Genomic DNA, 17,970 nt, shown 5'->3' on the forward strand with positions numbered 1-17,970 from the left:
CGCTGCGGGGCGTGGCGCTGGCAGTGTGTGTGGTGGTGCGATATCGCAAGGCGGTGACGTACGGCGTGCACGCGCTGCTCGCCGCCCTGGAGACCGCGGGGGTCGAGCACGAGCTGCGGCTCGGCACCACCGCCGAGGAGACCGCCGGGCACATCCTGGCCGGCGAGGCCGACCGGGTGCTCGTGCTCTGGTCGTTCTACTCGCCCGACGCCGAGGCCATGGCCGCCGAGCTGGCCGAGGTCAGGGCGCGCAGCGGCGACCGCGGGCTGCACATCGCGGGCGGCGTGCACGCCACCGCCGAGCCGCAGCAGGTCATCGACGCGGGCTGGGACCTGGCGGGCATCGGCGAGGGCGAGTCGACGATCATCTCCCTCGTCCGGGCGCTCCAGGAGGACACGCCGCTCACCTCCGTCCCCGGCCTGGCGATCAAGGACTCCGACGGCGTCGCGCTGCGCACCAGGCCCGCGCCGCAGCTCCCGCTCGACACGTTCCCCTCGTTCGTCGGCAGGAGCGGGCCGATCGAGATCACCAGGGGCTGCCGTTACACGTGCCGCTTCTGTCAGACGCCGTTCATGTTCGGCGGGCAGTTCCGGCACCGGTCGGTGGCCAGTGTGCGCGAGCACGTGCGCGGCATGGTCGAGCGGGGCCTGCGGGACGTGCGGTTCATCACGCCGACCTCGCTGTCGTACGGCTCCCCCGGGCCCGACCCCGATCTCGGGGCGGTGGAGGAGCTGCTGGCCGGGGTCAAGGAGGAGCTGCCGCCGCACGGGCGGGTCTTCTTCGGCAGTTTTCCCTCCGAGGTGCGGCCCGAGCACGTCACCCCCGAGGCCATGCGGCTGCTCAGGCGGTACGTCGCCAACGACAACCTGATCATCGGGGCGCAGTCGGGGTCCGACCGGGTGCTGGCCGCCTCGGGGCGCGGGCACGACACCTCGCCCGTACGCGACGCCGTCAGGATCGCCGTCGAGCACGGCTTCCGGCCGAACGTGGACTTCATCTTCGGCATGCCGGGGGAGTCGGAGGCGGATCAGGCGCAGTCGCTCCGGCTCGCGGGCGACCTGGCCGACCTGGGGGCCCGCATCCACACCCACACGTTCATGCCGCTGCCGGGCACGCCGTGGCGTGACGCCGAGCCGGCGTTCATCCCGCTGGCCACGATGAGCGAGCTCGACCGGCTGGCGCAGCGCGGCGACGCCTACGGGCACTGGCGCAGGCAGGCTGAGCACGCCGTACGCCTGGCCGAGGCCGCCAAGGCCTACCCCCGCAGGGCCCGCCGCAGGCGCGCCACCGACTGAGCCCGCAGGGCCCGCCGCAGGCGTACCACCGACTGAGCCCGCAGTGCCGCCGCCGGCCGGCGTCAGGTCGGCCGCGGCCCGCCGTCGTCCTCGTCGTCCAGCATGCGCAGCGCCCGCTCGAAGGCATCGCTCACCGGCCGCAGCGCCTGCGAGAACGCGTTGACGAGCGGGCCGAAGATCTCGCTCACCTCGGTCATGAGGTCGGGACTCTTGTTCTCGGGAGGCGCCCACCGCATGGCGTCGGCGCTCAGCGTCTCCCACTCGTCGACGACACCGTCGATGGCGTCGAGCACGTGATCAGGGTCGCTTGGCATGACGTTTCTCCGTGAAAGGGCCGTCACGTCCACGGTACGTCAAGCGGGGATGGACACGCCCACTCCGCCCCGGGTCCGCGCGCCGTAGCGCTGCTTGTCGGCGTTCAGGTCGAGCGGCCGGATACTTGCGCGCCCGGCGAGGATCTCGTCGGTCAGCAGCGAGGCCGGCACCAGCCACGAGACCTCGAACTCCAGCCCGTCGGGGTCCCTGGCGTACAGCGCCTTGGTCGTGCTGTGGTCGGAGGAGCCGACCAGCGCGCCGAGCTCGGCCAGCTTGGCCTGCACGCGCTCCAGCTCCTCCAGGGTGTCGACCTCCCACGCCAGGTGGTAGAGGCCGACGGAGGTGCGCCCGGCGGACGAGGGGGAGGCCTGCTCGCCGACCTGGAACAGGCCCAGGTCGTGATCGTTCGAGGAGCCCGGAGCCTGGAGGAAGGCGGCGCCCCGCATGCCCATGACGACCTCGAAGCCGAGTGCCTCCCGGTAGAAGGCCACGCTGCGCTCCACGTCGCGGACGTAGAGGACCGCGTGGTTGAGCCGCTGTACCGGCATGGTGTGCCCCTTTCAACAGAGTCCCCTTCCAAACTAGTTGAACGCGCATATATCTAGCGATGGCCAGATGAGGACGAACCGACACGCGGGGCTGGAGTAGCGAGCGAACTGTCGGGCCGAGGCCGTAGCGTTCTCCGGGTACCCGACCGAGGAGAGGCCGATGCACGACACTGACGATGCAGCGCTGTTCAGGGTGGTTCACGGGGTCGCGGGGCGGTTCGCCGGCCAGCCCGTCCCCGTGGTGATGGAGGCCTTGCTGCGCCACCTGCCCCCGGCTTCGGGCGTCGAGGTGACGGACATCCGGAGGATCGCCGAGGAGATCAGCGTGGGGCGCGATCCGTCGGGCTTGTGAACAACCGCTTGTGAACAACTGATCGCCAGGAGAGCATCGAGTCATGTACGAGCCAACCCCTGACGATCGATTCACGTTCGGTCTGTGGACGGTCGGCTGGCAGGCGCGCGATCCGTTCGGGGACGCCGCCCGGGCGCCCCTCGACCCGGTCGAGAGCGTGCACCGGCTTGCCGAGCTCGGGGCCTACGGCGTCACCTTCCACGACGACGACCTGCTCGCCGTCGAACCCGATCGCGAGCGGGCGGTCGCGTCCTTCCGGAAAGCGCTTGCCGAGACCGGGCTGAAAGTGCCCATGGCCACCACCAACCTGTTCACCCACCCCGTCTTCCGCGACGGCGCCTTCACCAGCAACGACCGTGACGTGCGCCGATACGCCCTGCGCAAGGTCATGCGCAACCTCGACCTGGCCGCCTCGCTGGGCGCCTCCACCTACGTGTGCTGGGGCGGCCGCGAGGGGGCCGAGTCCGACGCGGCCAAGGACGTACGCGCCGCGCTCGGCCGCTACAAGGAGGCCATCGACCTGCTCTGCGGCTACGTACGCGAGCGCGGTTACGGCCTGCGCTTCGCCATCGAGCCCAAGCCGAACGAGCCCCGCGGCGACATCCTGCTGCCCACGATCGGCCACGCCCTGGCCTTCATCGGCGAGCTCGAACATCCGGAGATGGTCGGCCTCAACCCCGAGGTCGGCCACGAGCAGATGGCCGGGCTCAACTTCGTGCACGGCGTCGCCCAGGCGCTGTGGCACGGCAAGCTCTTCCACATCGACCTCAACGGCCAGCACGGCCCGCGCTTCGACCAGGACCTGATCTTCGGGCACGGCGACGTGATGAGCGCGTTCTTCCTGGTCGACCTGTTGGAGCACGGCGGTTACGACGGGCCGCGGCACTTCGACTACAAGCCCTTGCGCACCGAGGACCCCGAGGACGTGTGGGTCTCGGCCGCCGCCAACATGCGGACGTACCTGATACTCCGGGAGAAGGCCCGGAACTTCCGCGCCGACCCGGAGGTGCGCGAGGCGATGCGGGCCTCCCGCGTCGGGGAGCTCGGCCTGCCCACGCTCAACCGCGGCGAGACGCTGGCCGATCTGGCCGCGGACGATTTCGATCCCGAGGCAGCGGCCCGGCGCGGATACCATTTCTCCCATCTGAACCAGCTTGCGCTGGAGCACTTGTTAGGAGTTCGTGGGTGACGCTGGTCGCTGGGGTCGATTCCTCCACGCAGAGTTGCAAGGTCGTCATTCGTGACGCGAAGACGGGAGAGCTGGTTCGGCAGGGCCGCGCCGCTCACCCCGCGGGCACCGAGGTGCACCCCTCCCACTGGTGGACCGCGTTGTTGCGGGCCATCGAGGAGGCCGGTGGGCTCGACGGTGTGGCCGCCATCAGTGTGGGCGGGCAGCAGCACGGCATGGTCTGCCTCGACGAGTCGGGAAACGTCGTACGCGATGCGTTGCTGTGGAACGACACCCGCTCGGCCCAGGCGGCCCTTGACCTGATCGCGGAGTTGGGCGGGCCGCAGGCCTGGGCCGACGCGGTCGGTCTGGTGCCCGTGGCGTCGTTCACGGTGACCAAGCTGCGCTGGCTGGCCGAGCACGAGCCGGACAACGCCCGCCGCACGGCCGCCGTGTGCCTGCCGCACGACTGGCTCACCTGGCGCCTGTCGGGCGCGCTCGCGTCCGGCGTCCCGTTCTCCGCCGCGGCCTGGGCGGACGCGCCGCTGCCTCCCCTGTCGCACCTGGCCACCGACCGGGGCGACGCCTCGGGCACCGGCTACTGGTCGCCCGCGACGGGCGCCTACCGTACGGACCTGCTCAAGGCCGCCTTCGGCGCGGTCCCGCTGCTGCCCAAGGTGCTGGGGCCGGCCGAGGAAGTGGGCGCGGCCGTCGCGGGAGGGGCCGGCCCGGTCCTGATCGCCCCCGGCACGGGCGACAACATGGCCGCCGCGCTGGGCGTGGGAGCCCGGCCGGGCGACGTCGTGGTGTCGCTCGGGACGTCCGGCACGGTGTTCGCGGTCGCGGAGACGCCCAGCGCCGACCCCACGGGCGCCGTCGCCGGCTTCGCCGACGCCACGGGCCGCTTCCTGCCGCTGGTGTGCACGCTCAACGCCGCCCGCGTCATGGACGCCGCCGCCCGCATCGCCGGGGTCTCCCTGGACGAGCTCAGCGACCTGGCCCTCCAGGCGCCTCCCGGTGCCGACGGCCTCACGCTGGTCCCGTACCTGGAGGGCGAACGCACCCCGAACCGCCCCACCGCCACCGGCTCCGTCCACGGCCTCACCCTGACCACCTCCACCCCCGCCCACCTGGCGCGGGCCGCCATCGAAGGCATGCTCTGCGGCCTGGCCGACGCGCTGGACGCGCTGGCCCTGCGGCCGGAGCGGGTGCTGCTGATCGGCGGCGCGGCCCGCTCGGAGGCGGTCCGCCGGATCGCCCCCACGATCTTCGGCGTGCCGATCACGGTGCCGCCGCCCGCCGAGTACGTCGCCGACGGCGCCGCCCACCAGGCCGCCACGCTGGTGGCCACCCCTGACTGGCAGTCGGGCGACACGGCCGTGTACGAGGGCGAGGCGATCCCCTCGATCCGCGACCGCTACGCCCGCGCCACGGGTCACATCCTCGACTGACGCGTCCCCCTGCGCACCCCCGAGGGCTCCCCGCCTTCGGGGGTGCGGGAAGCGTGACTCAGGGGAGGGTCAGGGTCGGGTGGGGGACGGCACCTGATGTGGCGGGCAGGGGCCGATCGCGACAGTAGGGGCATGACCGCAGTGAAGAGGCTCTCCCCCTGGATCGCCTGTGCCTCCATCTTGTTCTCGGTGGTCGCGGTGGTGGCGGGCCAGTTCGGTCCCGACCCTGCCCTCGACCCCATGAACGTCACCATCAGCGAGTACGCCGTGTCCGACCGCGGGGGCGTCACGGAGGTCGCGATGGCGGTGCTCGGGATCGGATCCCTGGCGCTGCTGGCGGGGCTGCGGTCTGCGGGGGCGCCCGTCAAGGGGGCACCGCAGTGGTTGCTGACGGTGTGGTCGGGCGCTCTCGTGGTGGCCGCGGTGGTCCCGACCACCCCGCTCGGCCACGACCTCGACCTGGCGGCCCAGATCCACCGGTACGTCTCGATCGCGGCGTTCGTGAGCCTGCCTGCCGCCGGCGCGCTGATGGTGCCCAGGCTGGCCTCAGACGCCTCCTGGAAGCCCGTTGCGAGGGTGGTGGAGTGGGTGGCCCTGGCGGGGGGTTTCGGGCTGCTGGCCATCACGTACGTGGCCATGCCTGGCGAGCGGGTGATGATCGGGCTCGTCGAGAGGTTGCTGCTGGGCGCGGAGGTGGCGTTGCTGGCCGTCCTGGCGGGCTGGCTGGTACGGCTCACCTGGCGGCGGAGCGCCACACGGGCCGCCATGGCCGCAAATTTCCCGACATATCACAGATTTATCGCTAGTCGATCTTAAAAGCATCTGTTTCGGTGCTATTCTCTCCCGCGATCTTCTATCCGGGAGCAGGTGTCATGGCATCGGGCAGATCCATCAGATTCAAGATCTCGACGCTGCTCGTCATCCCCTTGATCTCCCTGATCGCGCTCTGGGGCTTCGCCGCGAGCACCACGTCGGGAGAGGCTCTCAACCTGCTCAAGGTCGAGACCATCTGGACAGATGTCATCAACCACACCGACGGCCTGGTCGGCAACCTCCAGACCGAGCGACTGGCCTCGGCCGAGCGCCTGGCCGGCACCGGCGGCGACCCGGACGCGCTGGCCAAGGCGCGGGCCAAGGTGGACAACAACAACAAGACGCTGCGCCAGCGGGCGATGGGCGAGGACGCGCAGTCGGCGCTCACGGACGACATGAAGACCCAGCTCCAGACGGTCTTCGAGGCGATCGACCGGCTGCCGGACATCCGGCGCAAGGTGGACGACCGCCGGCTCACGCCGGGTGGCCTCGTCACGGAGTACGCGAAGATCTCCGACGAGGTCCACCTGTTGTACTCCCGCCTGACGACGAGCACGGACCTGGAGCTGGCGCTGCAGGCGCAGGGCCTGATCTCGGCCGACGAGGTGCGCGAGCTGCTGTCCCGCGAGCACGCCCTGATCATCGCCTCGAACGGCCGGGTGAGCATGCACGACGTGCACCTGCTGGCCGGCATCGACGGCACCCGCAGGCACCTGTTCCCCAAGGCGCTGGCCAACCTCGACACGGAGCTGCGGGCCCCGTTCGAGAAGCTGTACTTCTCGCCCCGCTACGTCACCATGGAGAACCTCCTGGAGGCCTACATCGGCGGCGAGCCGCTGGACCTGGACCTCTGGCGGGGCATCTCGGACCAGGTGCAGAAGGAGTACCGCGAGTCGATCTGGCGCACCGGTGACAAGCTGCTGGCCCGGATGGAGCCCGCGGGCGTGGCCATCGCGGTGCGGGCCGGGGTCGCCGGCGCGCTCGGCCTGATCGCGGTCATCGTCTCGATCGTCATCTCCGTCAAGATCGGCCGCAGGCTCACCCGCGAGCTGGGCGCGCTGCGCCGTACCGCGCTGGACCTGGCGGAGATCAGGCTGCCCGACGTCGTGGCCAAGCTGCGCAAGGGCGAGCCCGTGGACATCGCGGCCGAGGCCCCGCCCATCACGGTGAGCCGGAAGTCGACCAGCGAGGTCCGCGACCTGGCGGCGGCGTTCGACAGCGTGCAGAGCACGGCCGTGGACGCCGCCGTCGAGCAGGCCAAGCTGCGCGAGGGCGTCTCCGAGGCGCTGCGGAACCTGGCCAGGCGCAGCCAGTCGCTGCTGCAGCGCCAGCTCAGGCTGCTGGACGAGATGCAGCGCCAGACCGAGGAGCCCGAGGCGCTGGAGCGCCTGTTCAAGCTCGACCACCTCACCACCCGCATGCGCCGCCACGCGGAGGGCCTGGTGCTGCTCTCCGGCGGCGCGGCGGGCCGCAGGTGGCGCGGCGTCATCCCGATGGAGGACGTGCTCAGCGGTGCCGCCGCCCAGGTGGAGGAGTACACCCGGGTACGCGTCTACCCGATGCCCGAGGCGGGCGTCTCCGGCGCGGCGGTGGCCGACCTCATGCACCTGTTCGCCGAGCTGATCGAGAACGCCACCACCTTCTCCTCGCCCAGCAACGAGGTCTCCGTGCACGGCGAGATGGTCGGCAGGGGCTTCGCGGTCGAGATCGAGGACCGCGGCCTGGGCATGGACGAGGCCACGCGCAGGGCCGTCAACGAGCGGCTGGCCAGCCCGCCGGAGTTCGACGCGTCGCAGACCGAGCGGCTGGGGTTCGCGGTGGTCGGCATGCTCGCGGCCAGGCACGGCATCAAGGTGACCCTCAAGCCGTCGCCGTACGGGGGGACCACGGCCATCGTGCTCGTGCCCGGCACGCTGGTGGAGCCGATGGCGACGCCGGTGCAGCCGGTCGAGTTCGAGCCGGTGCCGGTGTCGATGATCCGGCCCGACCTTCAGGACGCCACGGGGCCGGGCGAGCTGCCGCGGCGCGTCCGTACCAGCAGGCGCAACGGCGCCGCGTCCTCCCCGCCGGCCCTGCCGCAGCAGGCCCCGCCGCAGGACGACGCGCCGCCGCAGCAGGTGCCCCGCCACGAGCGCCCCGCGGGCCTGCCGCAGCGCCAGCGGGCCGCGGGGTTGCCGCAGCGGGAACGGCAGACGGGGTTGCCGCAGCGGGAACGGCAGGCAGGTTTGCCGCAGCGGGAACGGCAGACGGGGCTGCCGCGGCGGCTCGACCAGGAGCCGCCCGCGACGCCACCGATCGCAGAGCGTTCGCCGGAGGAGACCAGGGCGCTGCTCTCCTCGCTCCAGTCCGGCTGGCAGCGCGGACGGCAGGAAAGTGACCAGGATGGGGGATCTCAATCGTGAGCCGCGAGCACGAGTGGGTTGACGAGGAGGCCGGGCCTGTCGTGCGGCCGTACGCGGTCGCGCGCGGACGCACGAGGTCCGCCTCCTCCGAGGTCGACCTGCTGGCGACCGTCGTCTCGACGGGGCTGCCCGTCCCGGCCAAGGCCGAGCTGAGCGCTCAGCACCGGCGCCTGCTGTCCTGCGTGGGGGGCAGGAGCAGGCCCGTCGTGGAGGTGGCCTCCGATCTGGGCCTGCCCGTCGGCGTCGTACGGGTGCTGCTGGGGGACCTGCTGGAGCACGGCCTGGTGACGGTGCGCCCGCCACGGGACAAGGCCGCCACCCCGACGGAGAGCCTGCTCCGCGAGGTGATCAACGGTCTCCGGGCGTTGTGAGCCCGATCAGTTGGCCGAGGTGAGCGTCCTCAGGGAGTGCTCGACCAGCGTGATCATGACCTCCTTGGCGGAGGTCCTGCGGCGTACGTCGCAGAGCATGACCGGGACGTCGTCGTCCAGGTCGAGTGCGATGCGCACGTCGTCCACGCTGTGCTGCTCCGCGCCGTCGAAGCAGTTGACGGCCACCACGAACGGCGTGCCGCGCTGCTCGAAGTAGTCGACGGAGGGGAAGCAGTCGGTCAGCCGCCGGGTGTCGGCGATCACGACCGCGCCCAGCGCACCGTAGGACAGCTCGTCCCACATGAACCAGAACCGCTCCTGCCCCGGCGTCCCGAACAGGTAGACGACCAGCCCCTCACGGATCGTGATGCGGCCGAAGTCCATCGCCACGGTCGTGGTGGTCTTGGCCTCGACGCCGTCGAGGTCGTCGACGCCGATCCCGCGGTCGGAGAGCACCTCCTCCGTGCGCAGTGGCTTGATCTCGCTGATCGACCCGACCAGGGTGGTCTTGCCGACGCCGAACCCACCCGCGATCAGGATCTTGAGCGCGACGGGGTCCTCAGAGAGCACGGAGTCCATTGATCACTTCCTTGAGAATGCGCTCATTCGACCGCGCGCCTCCGGCTGAGGGCGACGTCACCGAGATGAGGCCGTGGTCACGCATGTCACCGAGCAGGACCCGGATGACGCCGACGGGCAGGTCGAGCTCGACGGCCAGGTCGGCCAGCGAGATCGGTTCACGGGCCGCCCGCAGGATGAGTTGCTGTTCGGGCCCGAGGTCGCCAGGGGGGTCGCCGATGGCGCGCACGGTTGCCACGAGGTCGAACGCGTCTCCTGATGAGCGCGTGCGACCGCGAATGAGAGCATAAGGCCGGACGACGGGTCCCGCCTCCTCATCGAACCACTGCGGGCTATCGCTCATGACGCTCCAGCGCGCGGGTTGGTGGTGATGTGCTGGCCCACCCGCTTGACCAGCATCGCCATCTCGTAGGCGATCTGGCCGACGTCCACGTTCGCCTCGGCGATCACTGCCAGGCAGGTGCCCTGGCCCGCCGCCGTCACGAACAGGAACGCCGACTCCATCTCCACAATGGTCTGGCGCACGTCGCCGCCGCCGAAATGCCGCCCGGTGCCGCGGGCCAGGCTCTGGAACCCGGCCGCCACGGCCGACAGGTGCTCGGCGTCCTCGCGGGTCAGCCCCTTGGAATGACCCACGGCCAGGCCGTCGGTCGACAAGATGACCGCCTGGCGCACGGCGGCGACCCTCGTGGCGAGGTCGTCCAGCAGCCAGTTCAGCTCACCGGCGTTGGTGGTCGGCGCACTCATGCGTCCCCCTTACTCATGGGCCCCTCCTGGGAGGCTTCTTCTCTGGCGCGTTGGGTCCCCCGCTGGAAGGCGGAGAACAGGTCGCGTACCTCATCGGGAGAGCGTTCGGCCGGCTCGGGCGCCGGCTCCTGCTCGGGCTCCTGCGGGGTCTCCTTGAGCTGCGGCACCAGGTTCGCCTGCCGCACCCGCCTGGGCAGCCCCGCGTGGGTGCCGGAGCTCACGACCGCGAGCGCCTTCTTCCTCGTACGGCTGGGCAGCGCGGCCTTGCCGTCACCGCCGGCCGCCTCCAGCGCGGACTGCTCGGTCACCAGCGAGCGCGGCACCAGCACGATGGCCGTGGTGCCGCCGAAGGGCGAGCGGCGCAGCAGCACGTTGATCCCGTGCCGCTGGGCCAGCGTGGCGACCACGAACAGGCCGAGCTGGTCGCTGTCGGCCAGGTCGAACTCGGGGGGCGCGGCGAGCAGCGCGTTGAAGCGCGCGTACTCGTCGGCCGACAGCCCGAGCCCCTTGTCCTCCACCTCGATGGCGTAGCCGTTGCTCACCAGGTCGCCGCGCACCTGGACCACGGTGTCGGGCGGCGAGTAGATGGTGGCGTTCTCGACCAGCTCGGACAGCAGGTGGGTGACGTCGGCCGCGGCGGTGCCGTCGATGGCGCCCGCCGGCATCGTCCCCACGGAGACCCTGGTGTAGTCCTCGATCTCGGCGACCGCCGCCCGGACGATGTCGATCACGGGCACCGGCTTGCGCCAGGCCCGCCCCGGCGCGGCGCCGGACAGCACGATCAGGCTCTCCGCGTGCCGCCGCATGCGCGTGGTCAGGTGGTCCAGCCGGAAGAGCTCCTCCAGCCTGTCGGGGTCGTGGGTGCGCCGCTGCATGCCGTCGAGCAGCGCGAGCTGGCGGTGCAGCAGGCCCTGCTTGCGCCGGGCGAGGTTGAGGAAGACCTGGCCGATGCCGCGCCGCAGCGCCGCCTGGCCGACCGCCGCCGTCACGGCGGTGCGCTGCACGTACCCGAAGGCCCTGGCCACGTCGGTGATCTCAGCGGAACCGCTCACCTTGATCGCCTTGGCCTCCTTCCGCACGTCGACGTCCTCACCCCGGCGCAGCCGCGCCACGATGTCGGGCAGCCGCCTGCCCGACAGCTCGACCGCCGCGGCACGCAGCCCGGCGAGCTCTCCGGCCAGGCGACGACCGAAGCGTACAGAGATGATGATCGACGCGAGCACGGCGATCAAGCCGACGCCGCCCGCGATGCCGATCTCGACGACGGTGCCGGTGGCGGCCTGCGACGTACGGGCGGCCAGGGCGTCGGAGGAGGTCTTGCCGAGGTCGTCGAGGCGGCCGGTGAGCTTGTCGACGGCCCGGTGCCAGCCCTCGGCGTCGGGGGGAGGCGCGCCGGTCTTGATGACGCGCGACTCCATGGTGGCGAAGGTGAGGAACGGCTCGGTGGCGAAGACCTGCTCGTACGGCCTGCGCAGCGTCACGTCGAGCCCGGCCAGGCCGCGCGAGTGCAGGAACTTCCTGGAGGCCGCGTACTCGGTGAAGGCCGCCGTCTCCTGCGGGGTGAGCCGCGCGTCGGCCAGGGCGCCGATGGCCAGGGCGTGCTCCCTGGCGATGTACTCCCTGGCCATGCCCATGGCCTGCAGCGACGACGCCTGCTGGAAGATCTCCAGGTCGGAGACCGTGATCAGGTGGTCGTAGAGCTGGAAGAGGGCGTCGAGCACGCGGTTGTACTCGGTCAGGCCGGCCAGGCGGGAGCTGATCCCGTTGTCGATGTCCGACCGGATCAGGGCGAGCCTGTCGAGAGCCATGTTGAGGTTGTCGAGCGGCCGTCGAAGGTCGTCTCCGACCGCGCCGCCGGCGTCCGTGACGGCCTGCCTGAAGTCGGCGACCGACTTGTCGGTACGGGCGCGCTGGCCGCCGAGCACCTCGGTGAGCTCACGCGTCGTGAGCGCCTCCGCGGAGCGCACGCGCTCGGCCTGGAGCTGTAATCCCAGGTCGGTGGAGGTGACGCCGATCGTGTCGTAGAGGGTGTTCGCGCGGAGCAGTGACTGGGCGTCGCCCATGGTGAGGTTGAGGACGAAACCCCAGAGCGCGCTCAGAGACAGGAGGGGTAGCAGCAGCAATAAAAAGATCTTGAACCGAATTGACCGGTTTCGCGAGCCCATGTCCCAACCTCGAGTCGGGGGCATTTCCACACCTTGTGTAAATACACCTCCGGAAGATCGCACAGGAGACTAGCACCGATTATGCTTCCGGCGCAGTGGGAGGAAGGCGTTCATTACCGTGATTATTGGGACAAGATCCCCCGATCCCGGCGTCCTGTGGCCACCGTCGTCCACAGCCACCCGAGCGCGACCAGCGAGATCACGATGAGTCCCGCCCAGTTCAGCAGCGTGTACACGTGCACCTGCCACTGCGTCACGTGCGGCACCCGGCCGATGCGCAGCAGCTCGAACTGCCACGGCCGCCCGGTCAGCACCAGCGTGACCGCGATCGCGATGGCGCTCATCGAGTCCCACAACGCGTGCAGCAGCGAGACGCCCAGATAGGTCAGCACGACCGGCCCGGTCACCCGCCCGCCCGCGCGGAACAGCGCCCCGCCCGCGATCGCGGTCCACAGGCCGTGCCCGACCGGGGTCAGGATGCCGCGCAGCACCTCGGTCTCCACGAGCTGCGTCAGCGACAGGCCGCCCGCGGTGAACAGGGCGTTGAAGGCGTACCCCGCGCTCTCGAAGGCGGCGAAGCCGAAGCCGACGGTGGCGCCCAGCACCACCCCGTCCCTGGTCGCGCGCCTGGCCACGTGCCGGGTGACGAAGACCAGGGCCGCCAGCTTGACCCCCTCCTCGATCAGGCCGACCAGCACGTACATGAGCAGCGACGGCCGCAGCAGCCAGCTCTCCAGCAGCGACGCGCCCAGCACCCCCAGCACGCCGCCCACCACGAACGCCACGAACAACCGCTCGACCGTCACCTCGGGCGAGCGTTCCCGCCCGTACGCCCACACCACGAACGTCACCGGCACCAGGAAGCTGCCGAACAGCACCACGGTCGGCACCAGGTTCGCGTTGCCCGTCCAGCCGGTCACGATCACCGTGGCCAGCCAGAGGGCCAGACCCGTCAGGAAGATCCGCGACCACAGGGCCCTCATCGCGCCAGCTCCGCCACGGCCCGCAGCGCGGCCGCGACGGCCGCCTCCTCACGCGCGGCGGGCTCGGTGTCGGAGCCCGCGATCGCGATCCTGCCGAACCGGCCGCGCGCCGCGTCCGCGGGGAACGGCCCGTCCGGGTAGAACGCGTGCCACGGCCGGCAGTACTCGGGCGCCAGCGCGTGACCCCACCGGTGCACGGTGATCGCCACGATGTCCCCGCCAGGATCGAAGCCGGCCGGGCCTAGCAGCCGGGCGAGCTGGTCCCTGACGGTGTGCTCCAGCGTGCTGTACGGCGTCATGAGCAGCTCCCGCCTGCCCGCCGCGGACCCCGCGCCGGGGCCCAGCTCGGACCGGCACGGCGTGGCCAGCATCCGCACGGTGTCCGGAGGCGTGAACGCGCTCGCGCACCAGTACGCGCCCGTCCACCGCACCCGCCGCACGCCCAGCCGCCGCCAGGCGCCCGGGTCGCGCAGCCGTACGGTCGCCTCCAGCAGCGGCACCCGCGACGCCTGCCGCAGCGCCCGCCGCCGCTCCGGCGGCAGCTCGGGCACCAGGTACGGCACCACGGCGCTCCAGCAGGCCAGGATCACCGCCCCCGCCTTCACGGTGCGCACCTGATGGCCGTCGAAGTACCCCACGGTCGCGGACCCGGCGCCGTCCCGTACGGACACCACCGGGCTGGACGTCCTTACGCGGGCCCGCCCGTCCAGCGCGGGCACGGCGGCCACGGGCACGGGCCCGTGCCAGCGCCGCCGCACGGTCGGCGAGTTGTACCTGGACGGCTGCTCCCTGCTGAGCCCGAGCCCGGCGAACCCCGGATAGCCGGTGCCCCAGGCGTCGATCGCGCCGAACGCCCGCGTGTCGTACCCCCAGTCCGGGCACGACATGGTCCTGCAGAACCGTTCGGCGTCGGGATGCGCCCCGCACACCTCCCGCAGGAACTCCGCGTACGTCAGCCCCGCCAGCCGCTCCTGCTTGCCCTCGGCCGGCAGCCCGGGGAACCAGTCGGGCGGATCCTCGTGCAGCGCGCGCAGGTCCCGCCGCGCCTGCCAGGCGATCGGCAGCCGGTCGATCCAGCCGGGGGAGGCGGTCGCGACCAGGGTGTCCGCGCCGAAGCTCTCCGCGTCGCACATCACCGCGTCGAAGCCGGCCCACCACCCGGCGGCCGGCTCGTGCCCGCCGGGCTCGTCGTGGTTGCCGAGCAGGTTGTGGTCGCCGAGCAGGTTGTGGTCGCCGAGCAGGTCGTGGTTGCCGAGGACGTCGTGGTTGTCGAGGAGGAGGACGCTCGCCCGAGGGCGGCGGCGCAGCCACTCGGCCGCCGCGCTGCGCCCGCCGCGCCCTCCTCCGACCACGACGAGGTCGTAGCGCTCCCCCGTGGCCACGGGGGAGCCGGCGTGCTGCCAGAAGCGGCCGTCCCGCAGCGCGTGCGCGACGCCGAGCGCCTCGCTGGTGTCCCCGCTCACCGTGAAGGGGTCCGGCGGGGTCTGCGGCTTGGGGGCCACGCTGCCGGCCACGCAGCTCACGGCGATGCCGTCGAAGAAGTCCCTGCGGGTAATGGGCACGTCCATGCCGAGCGCTCGCGGAGTGAAGCTCATGCCGCGATCATCAGCAGCCGGGAGAAAAGCCGCATCCCGACGCGCAGGGCCCGGGAAACATTTTGCCCGCCCTATTACCGCGAGGCCGATTTGGCGGGTGATGCCGATCTCGCCCGCATCATCCCAGGTAGTGGCATGGCGACGAACCAGTAATCCGCTGAATCCCGCGAATACCGACGTTACTCTCTCTCGCGCTCCCCGCTTCCTCTAGCGTTTTGACCAATGTCCATGGAGCGAAATGGAGCGGCCATGCATAAAGCAATTCCCGGGATATTCCTGAGCACTCTGGTCATTGCCGGATGCTCCTCGGCGGAGGAGCCCAAGCCGCCCGCCGCCTCGGCGCCGCCCGCGTCGGCATCCGCCGCCAGCGCCAAGCTGCGTGCCGCGCTGCTGCCGGTGCCCAAGGGCATGAGCGTGGCGTACGGGCCCGAGCTGGGCGAATTCGGCATGCTCAAGTCCACCCAGCAGGGGCTGGAGGCCGTCCGCAAGGCCAGGGCGCAGCACCCCGAGTGCGCGGGGGCCGCCCAGCTCGACGCCGCCAAGCCGGAGGTGGCCAAGTCGCCCGCCGCCGTCGTCGCCTTCTCCGCGGCCCGCGGCTCGATCACGCAGGCCGTGGTCGCGCTGCCGAAGGCCGCCTTCCCCGAGCCGCTGCCCAAGCAGTGCGCCGACTACACGGCCGACGTGGGGGGCACGAAGGTCACGTACAAGACCAAGACGCTGGACATGCCCACCAAGGGCGACCAGTCGCGGGCCTACCTGACGACGGCGGCCGGCGACAAGAACAACGCGCAGATCGGCTCGGTCATGATCAGGCGGGGGAACCTGGTCATGAGCATGCTGGTGGTCGGGCAGCGGGTCAAGCCGCAGGGCCTGTACGAGCTGGCGAACCTGGCCGACCAGAACCTCGCCCGCGTGAAGCCGTAGGCTTCACGATCTTCGGAAGCGTCGGAGGCGGCTCCGCGGCCCTTGTTGACGTCCCGAACGTTGATCAGGACCGACTTCTCAGGGGGATACGTGAACGTTCGCCGAGCCGCCGCCCTCCTGGCCGGATGCGCCGCCGAGCCTCGCGCCGGCCGTGCCCGGCCGTACGTACGGGCCGCTAGATGAGGACGTGCGCGTCCGGGCGGCCGACGAAGGAGAACTGGGCGTTCCTGGTCAGCTTGATGTGGTCGGCCTGCCAGGTGTGCATCGCGGTGTCGGCGCTGCGCCAGTAGACGAAGTTGAACCGGTCCGCCGAGTAGATCTTGACCCCGTCCTCCTTGAGCCGTCGCACGAGGTGGGTGTCCTCGCCACGGGTGATGTCGGCGAACGGGTACGTGCGGAACAGGTCCGCCTTGCCGAGGAACGTGCCGCCCTGGACCAGCCACGAGTAGCGGTGTTCGAGCCCGGGCAGCCGGAACATCGTGGTGTTGCTGCCCTCGAAGTAGGCGTAGTGCGCGCCCTTGCCGGTCATCTCCGCGTCCGAGAAGTCGAAGGAGCGCACCAGGTCCGACAGGTAGTGCTCGCCGTACAGGTTGTCGTCGTCCATCTTGGCGATCAGCTCGCCCTCGGCGGCGGCGATGCCCAGGTTCATGCACGCGCCGAGCGACAGCGAGGAGTCGGCGGGCAGGACGGTGACGTCCGTGATGCCCGCCATGCGAGCCTTGTCCGCCACCACGACGGGGTCGATGTCCAGCCCGTGCAGCACCATGACGAGCTGCAGCGGCCGGTGGATCTGCTTGGCCACCGAGGAGATCGCGTGCTCGATCTGGGAGGCGCGGTTGGTGGGCAGGACCACGGTGATCGAGCGCGACCGGGGCGTCACGTGGTGCCCGAGGTCCTGGAGGATCTGGTCCACGCGGTGCGAGAACAGGTGCTTGTCGAACACCTCGCGCATCGCCAGGTGCCCCATCCTGGCCCGCAGCTCCGGGCTGTTGATCAGGTGCAGCACCTGGTTGTACGACTCGACCGGCTCTCGCGCGATCGGGATCAGCTCGCCGAACGTCTCCTCGATGGCCCGCGACCACCCCGACACCACGGGGGTCGAGCAGGCGGAGAGCTCGAAGACGCGCCGCGCGCACATGGTCGGCGAGTCGAGCACGGAGTTGACGTTGAGGAAGACCTTGTACATCCGGTACGCGGCCAGCATCTGGTCGTAGGGCAGCTCGCCCACGATGTGCGGCCGGTACTTCTCCGGCCAGGCGTACTTCTCGTCCACCTCGCCGTTGCGCGCGAAGATGTGCAGCCCCAGCTCCCTGACCGGGTCGAGCACGGTCTCCATCTGCTCGCGGCGCTCGGGGTGCTTGTCGCGGAAGTACATCCCGGCGAAGACGACGTCGTGCAGGCGGCCCTTGTTCTGCTGGATCGGGTTGTGCACGCGGGGCTGGGCGGCGAACTGCAGCACGTCCACCCGGTCGTGTCCCAAAATTTCCCGATATTTCGGCACCATGTCACCGTCGCAGGTGAACACGTAGTCGAACAGCTTGGCCGTGTCGATGAAGAAGTCGAAGTTCGGCGGGTCCTCCTTGTTCCAGAAGACCGTCGGGATGCCCTCGCTCCTGCACCAGGCCACCAGGTCGCGCAGCGGGTCCTTCGGCGCGTTCGTGCCGGTCATCTGGTAGCGCCAGCGGCCCTGGTTCCCGTGCCAGGCCGACTCGCAGAACAGCAGGTCGGGCCGCTTCTCCGCGAAGATCTCCGGCCAGTCCTTGAGCCCGAACTCGATCTGGTCCCACTCGTAGCGGAAGGCCATCCTGGAGAAGTCGTCCAGGATCACCGCCACCTTGAGGTCGGGCCGGTTCACCGGGCCGTTCGGCCACTTCACCGCCGGCACCTCGACCAGCGGCGGCCGGTTCTCGGCCGCCGCGGTCGCCAGGCTCACCGGGATGGGGGCCTTGGGCGCCCGGTCCTTCGACCGCACCGCCTCGACGATCTTCCCCGGGCTCTTCGAGCCGAGGGCCTCGCCCAGCTTGAACGTGCGCTTGGCCTGCGTGGCCTCCAGCTTCCAGGTGGCGTACGCGGCCTTGGCCTCGGCGATCTCCAGCCGCCGGCGCAGCTCCCTGACCTCCGCCTCGTACCGCTCGACGAGCTTGCGCTCCTCGGGCAGCCAGTTGACGGGGCCGAGACGCTGGTAGGTGGGCTGTTCAGGGGTTTCGGCCATGGTGGTACGCCAATCGCTCAGCAGAGGTAAGTCATAGTACGGCGGATATC

The 17,970-nt window shown here is 71.0% G+C and carries 17 protein-coding genes; 8 read left to right on the forward strand and 9 right to left on the reverse strand.

Translation table 11 applies throughout. The features are described 5' to 3' along the window. Positions 1-11: 11 nt before the first annotated feature. Positions 12-1,295, forward strand: coding sequence for a TIGR04013 family B12-binding domain/radical SAM domain-containing protein (locus tag AB0I79_RS19765; protein WP_357874778.1), 1,284 nt, complete (start codon positions 12-14; stop codon positions 1,293-1,295). A 62-nt stretch (positions 1,296-1,357) separates the two neighbouring features. Here AB0I79_RS19765 and AB0I79_RS19770 read toward each other — a convergent pair whose 3' ends face one another. Together AB0I79_RS19770 and AB0I79_RS19775 are read right to left on the reverse strand one after the other, a co-directional pair. Continuing rightward, entirely contained in the window at positions 1,358-1,609 is a 252-nt protein-coding gene (locus AB0I79_RS19770; protein WP_357874781.1) for a hypothetical protein, read from the reverse strand. A gap of 39 nt (positions 1,610-1,648) precedes the next feature. Then, positions 1,649-2,158 carry a VOC family protein gene (locus AB0I79_RS19775; protein WP_357874783.1) on the reverse strand — a complete coding sequence of 170 codons (510 nt, stop codon included), beginning with the start codon at positions 2,156-2,158 and terminating at the stop codon, positions 1,649-1,651. 160 nt (positions 2,159-2,318) lie between these two features. On the opposite strand from AB0I79_RS19775, the gene AB0I79_RS19780 reads away from it, so the two are divergent. The 6 genes from AB0I79_RS19780 (at position 2,319) to AB0I79_RS19805 (ending at position 8,715) form a co-directional block, all read left to right on the forward strand. Beyond that, the gene (locus AB0I79_RS19780) at positions 2,319-2,510 is read left to right on the forward strand and encodes a hypothetical protein (protein WP_357874786.1); all 192 of its coding nucleotides are present in this window, start codon (positions 2,319-2,321) and stop codon (positions 2,508-2,510) included. A gap of 43 nt (positions 2,511-2,553) precedes the next feature. Further along, positions 2,554-3,699, forward strand: coding sequence for a xylose isomerase (xylA, locus tag AB0I79_RS19785; protein ID WP_357874789.1), 1,146 nt, complete (start codon positions 2,554-2,556; stop codon positions 3,697-3,699). Then, positions 3,696-5,129 carry an FGGY family carbohydrate kinase gene (locus AB0I79_RS19790; protein ID WP_357874792.1) on the forward strand — a complete coding sequence of 478 codons (1,434 nt, stop codon included), beginning with the start codon at positions 3,696-3,698 and terminating at the stop codon, positions 5,127-5,129. The genes xylA and AB0I79_RS19790 overlap by 4 nt, the downstream gene beginning before the upstream one ends. Before the next feature lie 132 nt (positions 5,130-5,261). After that, positions 5,262-5,945 (forward strand): DUF998 domain-containing protein, encoded by a 684-nt coding sequence (locus tag AB0I79_RS19795; RefSeq protein WP_357874794.1) that lies wholly within the window; start codon positions 5,262-5,264, stop codon positions 5,943-5,945. Positions 5,946-6,001: 56 nt separating this feature from the next. Next, on the forward strand, positions 6,002-8,344 hold the full coding sequence (locus AB0I79_RS19800) for a nitrate- and nitrite sensing domain-containing protein (protein ID WP_357874797.1): 2,343 nt from the start codon (positions 6,002-6,004) through the stop codon (positions 8,342-8,344). Next, positions 8,341-8,715 carry a DUF742 domain-containing protein gene (locus tag AB0I79_RS19805; RefSeq protein ID WP_357874800.1) on the forward strand — a complete coding sequence of 125 codons (375 nt, stop codon included), beginning with the start codon at positions 8,341-8,343 and terminating at the stop codon, positions 8,713-8,715. The genes AB0I79_RS19800 and AB0I79_RS19805 overlap by 4 nt, the downstream gene beginning before the upstream one ends. A 6-nt stretch (positions 8,716-8,721) precedes the next feature. On the opposite strand, the gene AB0I79_RS19810 is transcribed toward AB0I79_RS19805, so the two are convergent. The 6 genes from AB0I79_RS19810 to AB0I79_RS19835 form a co-directional block, all read right to left on the reverse strand. After that, complete coding sequence (locus AB0I79_RS19810; RefSeq protein ID WP_080043843.1) at positions 8,722-9,294, reverse strand: ATP/GTP-binding protein; 573 nt, start codon at positions 9,292-9,294, stop codon at positions 8,722-8,724. After that, a complete protein-coding gene (locus AB0I79_RS19815) occupies positions 9,275-9,637 on the reverse strand; it encodes a DUF742 domain-containing protein (RefSeq protein WP_185111104.1) in 363 nt (120 codons plus the stop codon). The genes AB0I79_RS19810 and AB0I79_RS19815 overlap by 20 nt, the downstream gene beginning before the upstream one ends. After that, complete coding sequence (locus AB0I79_RS19820) at positions 9,634-10,041, reverse strand: roadblock/LC7 domain-containing protein (protein WP_185111102.1); 408 nt, start codon at positions 10,039-10,041, stop codon at positions 9,634-9,636. Before AB0I79_RS19820 ends, AB0I79_RS19815 begins: the two co-directional genes overlap by 4 nt. Next, on the reverse strand, positions 10,038-12,164 hold the full coding sequence (locus tag AB0I79_RS19825) for a nitrate- and nitrite sensing domain-containing protein (protein ID WP_357874803.1): 2,127 nt from the start codon (positions 12,162-12,164) through the stop codon (positions 10,038-10,040). The genes AB0I79_RS19820 and AB0I79_RS19825 overlap by 4 nt, the downstream gene beginning before the upstream one ends. Before the next feature lie 164 nt (positions 12,165-12,328). After that, positions 12,329-13,189, reverse strand: coding sequence for a PrsW family glutamic-type intramembrane protease (locus AB0I79_RS19830; RefSeq protein ID WP_357874806.1), 861 nt, complete (start codon positions 13,187-13,189; stop codon positions 12,329-12,331). Further along, a complete protein-coding gene (locus tag AB0I79_RS19835; RefSeq protein ID WP_357874809.1) occupies positions 13,186-14,784 on the reverse strand; it encodes an FAD-dependent oxidoreductase in 1,599 nt (532 codons plus the stop codon). Before AB0I79_RS19835 ends, AB0I79_RS19830 begins: the two co-directional genes overlap by 4 nt. Before the next feature lie 249 nt (positions 14,785-15,033). Here AB0I79_RS19835 and AB0I79_RS19840 point away from each other — a divergent pair, with 249 nt between their 5' ends. Continuing rightward, the gene (locus AB0I79_RS19840; RefSeq protein ID WP_357874812.1) at positions 15,034-15,708 is read left to right on the forward strand and encodes a hypothetical protein; all 675 of its coding nucleotides are present in this window, start codon (positions 15,034-15,036) and stop codon (positions 15,706-15,708) included. A 175-nt stretch (positions 15,709-15,883) separates the two neighbouring features. On the opposite strand, the gene AB0I79_RS19845 is transcribed toward AB0I79_RS19840, so the two are convergent. Then, the gene (locus tag AB0I79_RS19845) at positions 15,884-17,920 is read right to left on the reverse strand and encodes a glycosyltransferase (protein ID WP_357874815.1); all 2,037 of its coding nucleotides are present in this window, start codon (positions 17,918-17,920) and stop codon (positions 15,884-15,886) included. Positions 17,921-17,970: the final 50 nt, after the last annotated feature.

This window comes from Nonomuraea sp. NPDC050202 (assembly GCF_040656115.1).
GTDB lineage: Bacteria > Actinomycetota > Actinomycetes > Streptosporangiales > Streptosporangiaceae > Nonomuraea.

Coding starts and splice junctions, on each gene's coding strand:
- AB0I79_RS19780 (WP_357874786.1), top strand. CDS start 2,319: ATGCACGACACTGACGATGCAGCGCTGTTCAGGGTGGTTCACGGGGTC.
- AB0I79_RS19775 (WP_357874783.1), bottom strand. CDS start 2,158: ATGCCGGTACAGCGGCTCAACCACGCGGTCCTCTACGTCCGCGACGTG.
- AB0I79_RS19835 (WP_357874809.1), bottom strand. CDS start 14,784: ATGAGCTTCACTCCGCGAGCGCTCGGCATGGACGTGCCCATTACCCGC.
- AB0I79_RS19830 (WP_357874806.1), bottom strand. CDS start 13,189: ATGAGGGCCCTGTGGTCGCGGATCTTCCTGACGGGTCTGGCCCTCTGG.
- AB0I79_RS19795 (WP_357874794.1), top strand. CDS start 5,262: ATGACCGCAGTGAAGAGGCTCTCCCCCTGGATCGCCTGTGCCTCCATC.
- AB0I79_RS19815 (WP_185111104.1), bottom strand. CDS start 9,637: ATGAGCGATAGCCCGCAGTGGTTCGATGAGGAGGCGGGACCCGTCGTC.
- AB0I79_RS19840 (WP_357874812.1), top strand. CDS start 15,034: ATGCATAAAGCAATTCCCGGGATATTCCTGAGCACTCTGGTCATTGCC.
- AB0I79_RS19810 (WP_080043843.1), bottom strand. CDS start 9,294: ATGGACTCCGTGCTCTCTGAGGACCCCGTCGCGCTCAAGATCCTGATC.
- AB0I79_RS19800 (WP_357874797.1), top strand. CDS start 6,002: ATGGCATCGGGCAGATCCATCAGATTCAAGATCTCGACGCTGCTCGTC.
- AB0I79_RS19770 (WP_357874781.1), bottom strand. CDS start 1,609: ATGCCAAGCGACCCTGATCACGTGCTCGACGCCATCGACGGTGTCGTC.
- AB0I79_RS19845 (WP_357874815.1), bottom strand. CDS start 17,920: ATGGCCGAAACCCCTGAACAGCCCACCTACCAGCGTCTCGGCCCCGTC.
- xylA (WP_357874789.1), top strand. CDS start 2,554: ATGTACGAGCCAACCCCTGACGATCGATTCACGTTCGGTCTGTGGACG.
- AB0I79_RS19820 (WP_185111102.1), bottom strand. CDS start 10,041: ATGAGTGCGCCGACCACCAACGCCGGTGAGCTGAACTGGCTGCTGGAC.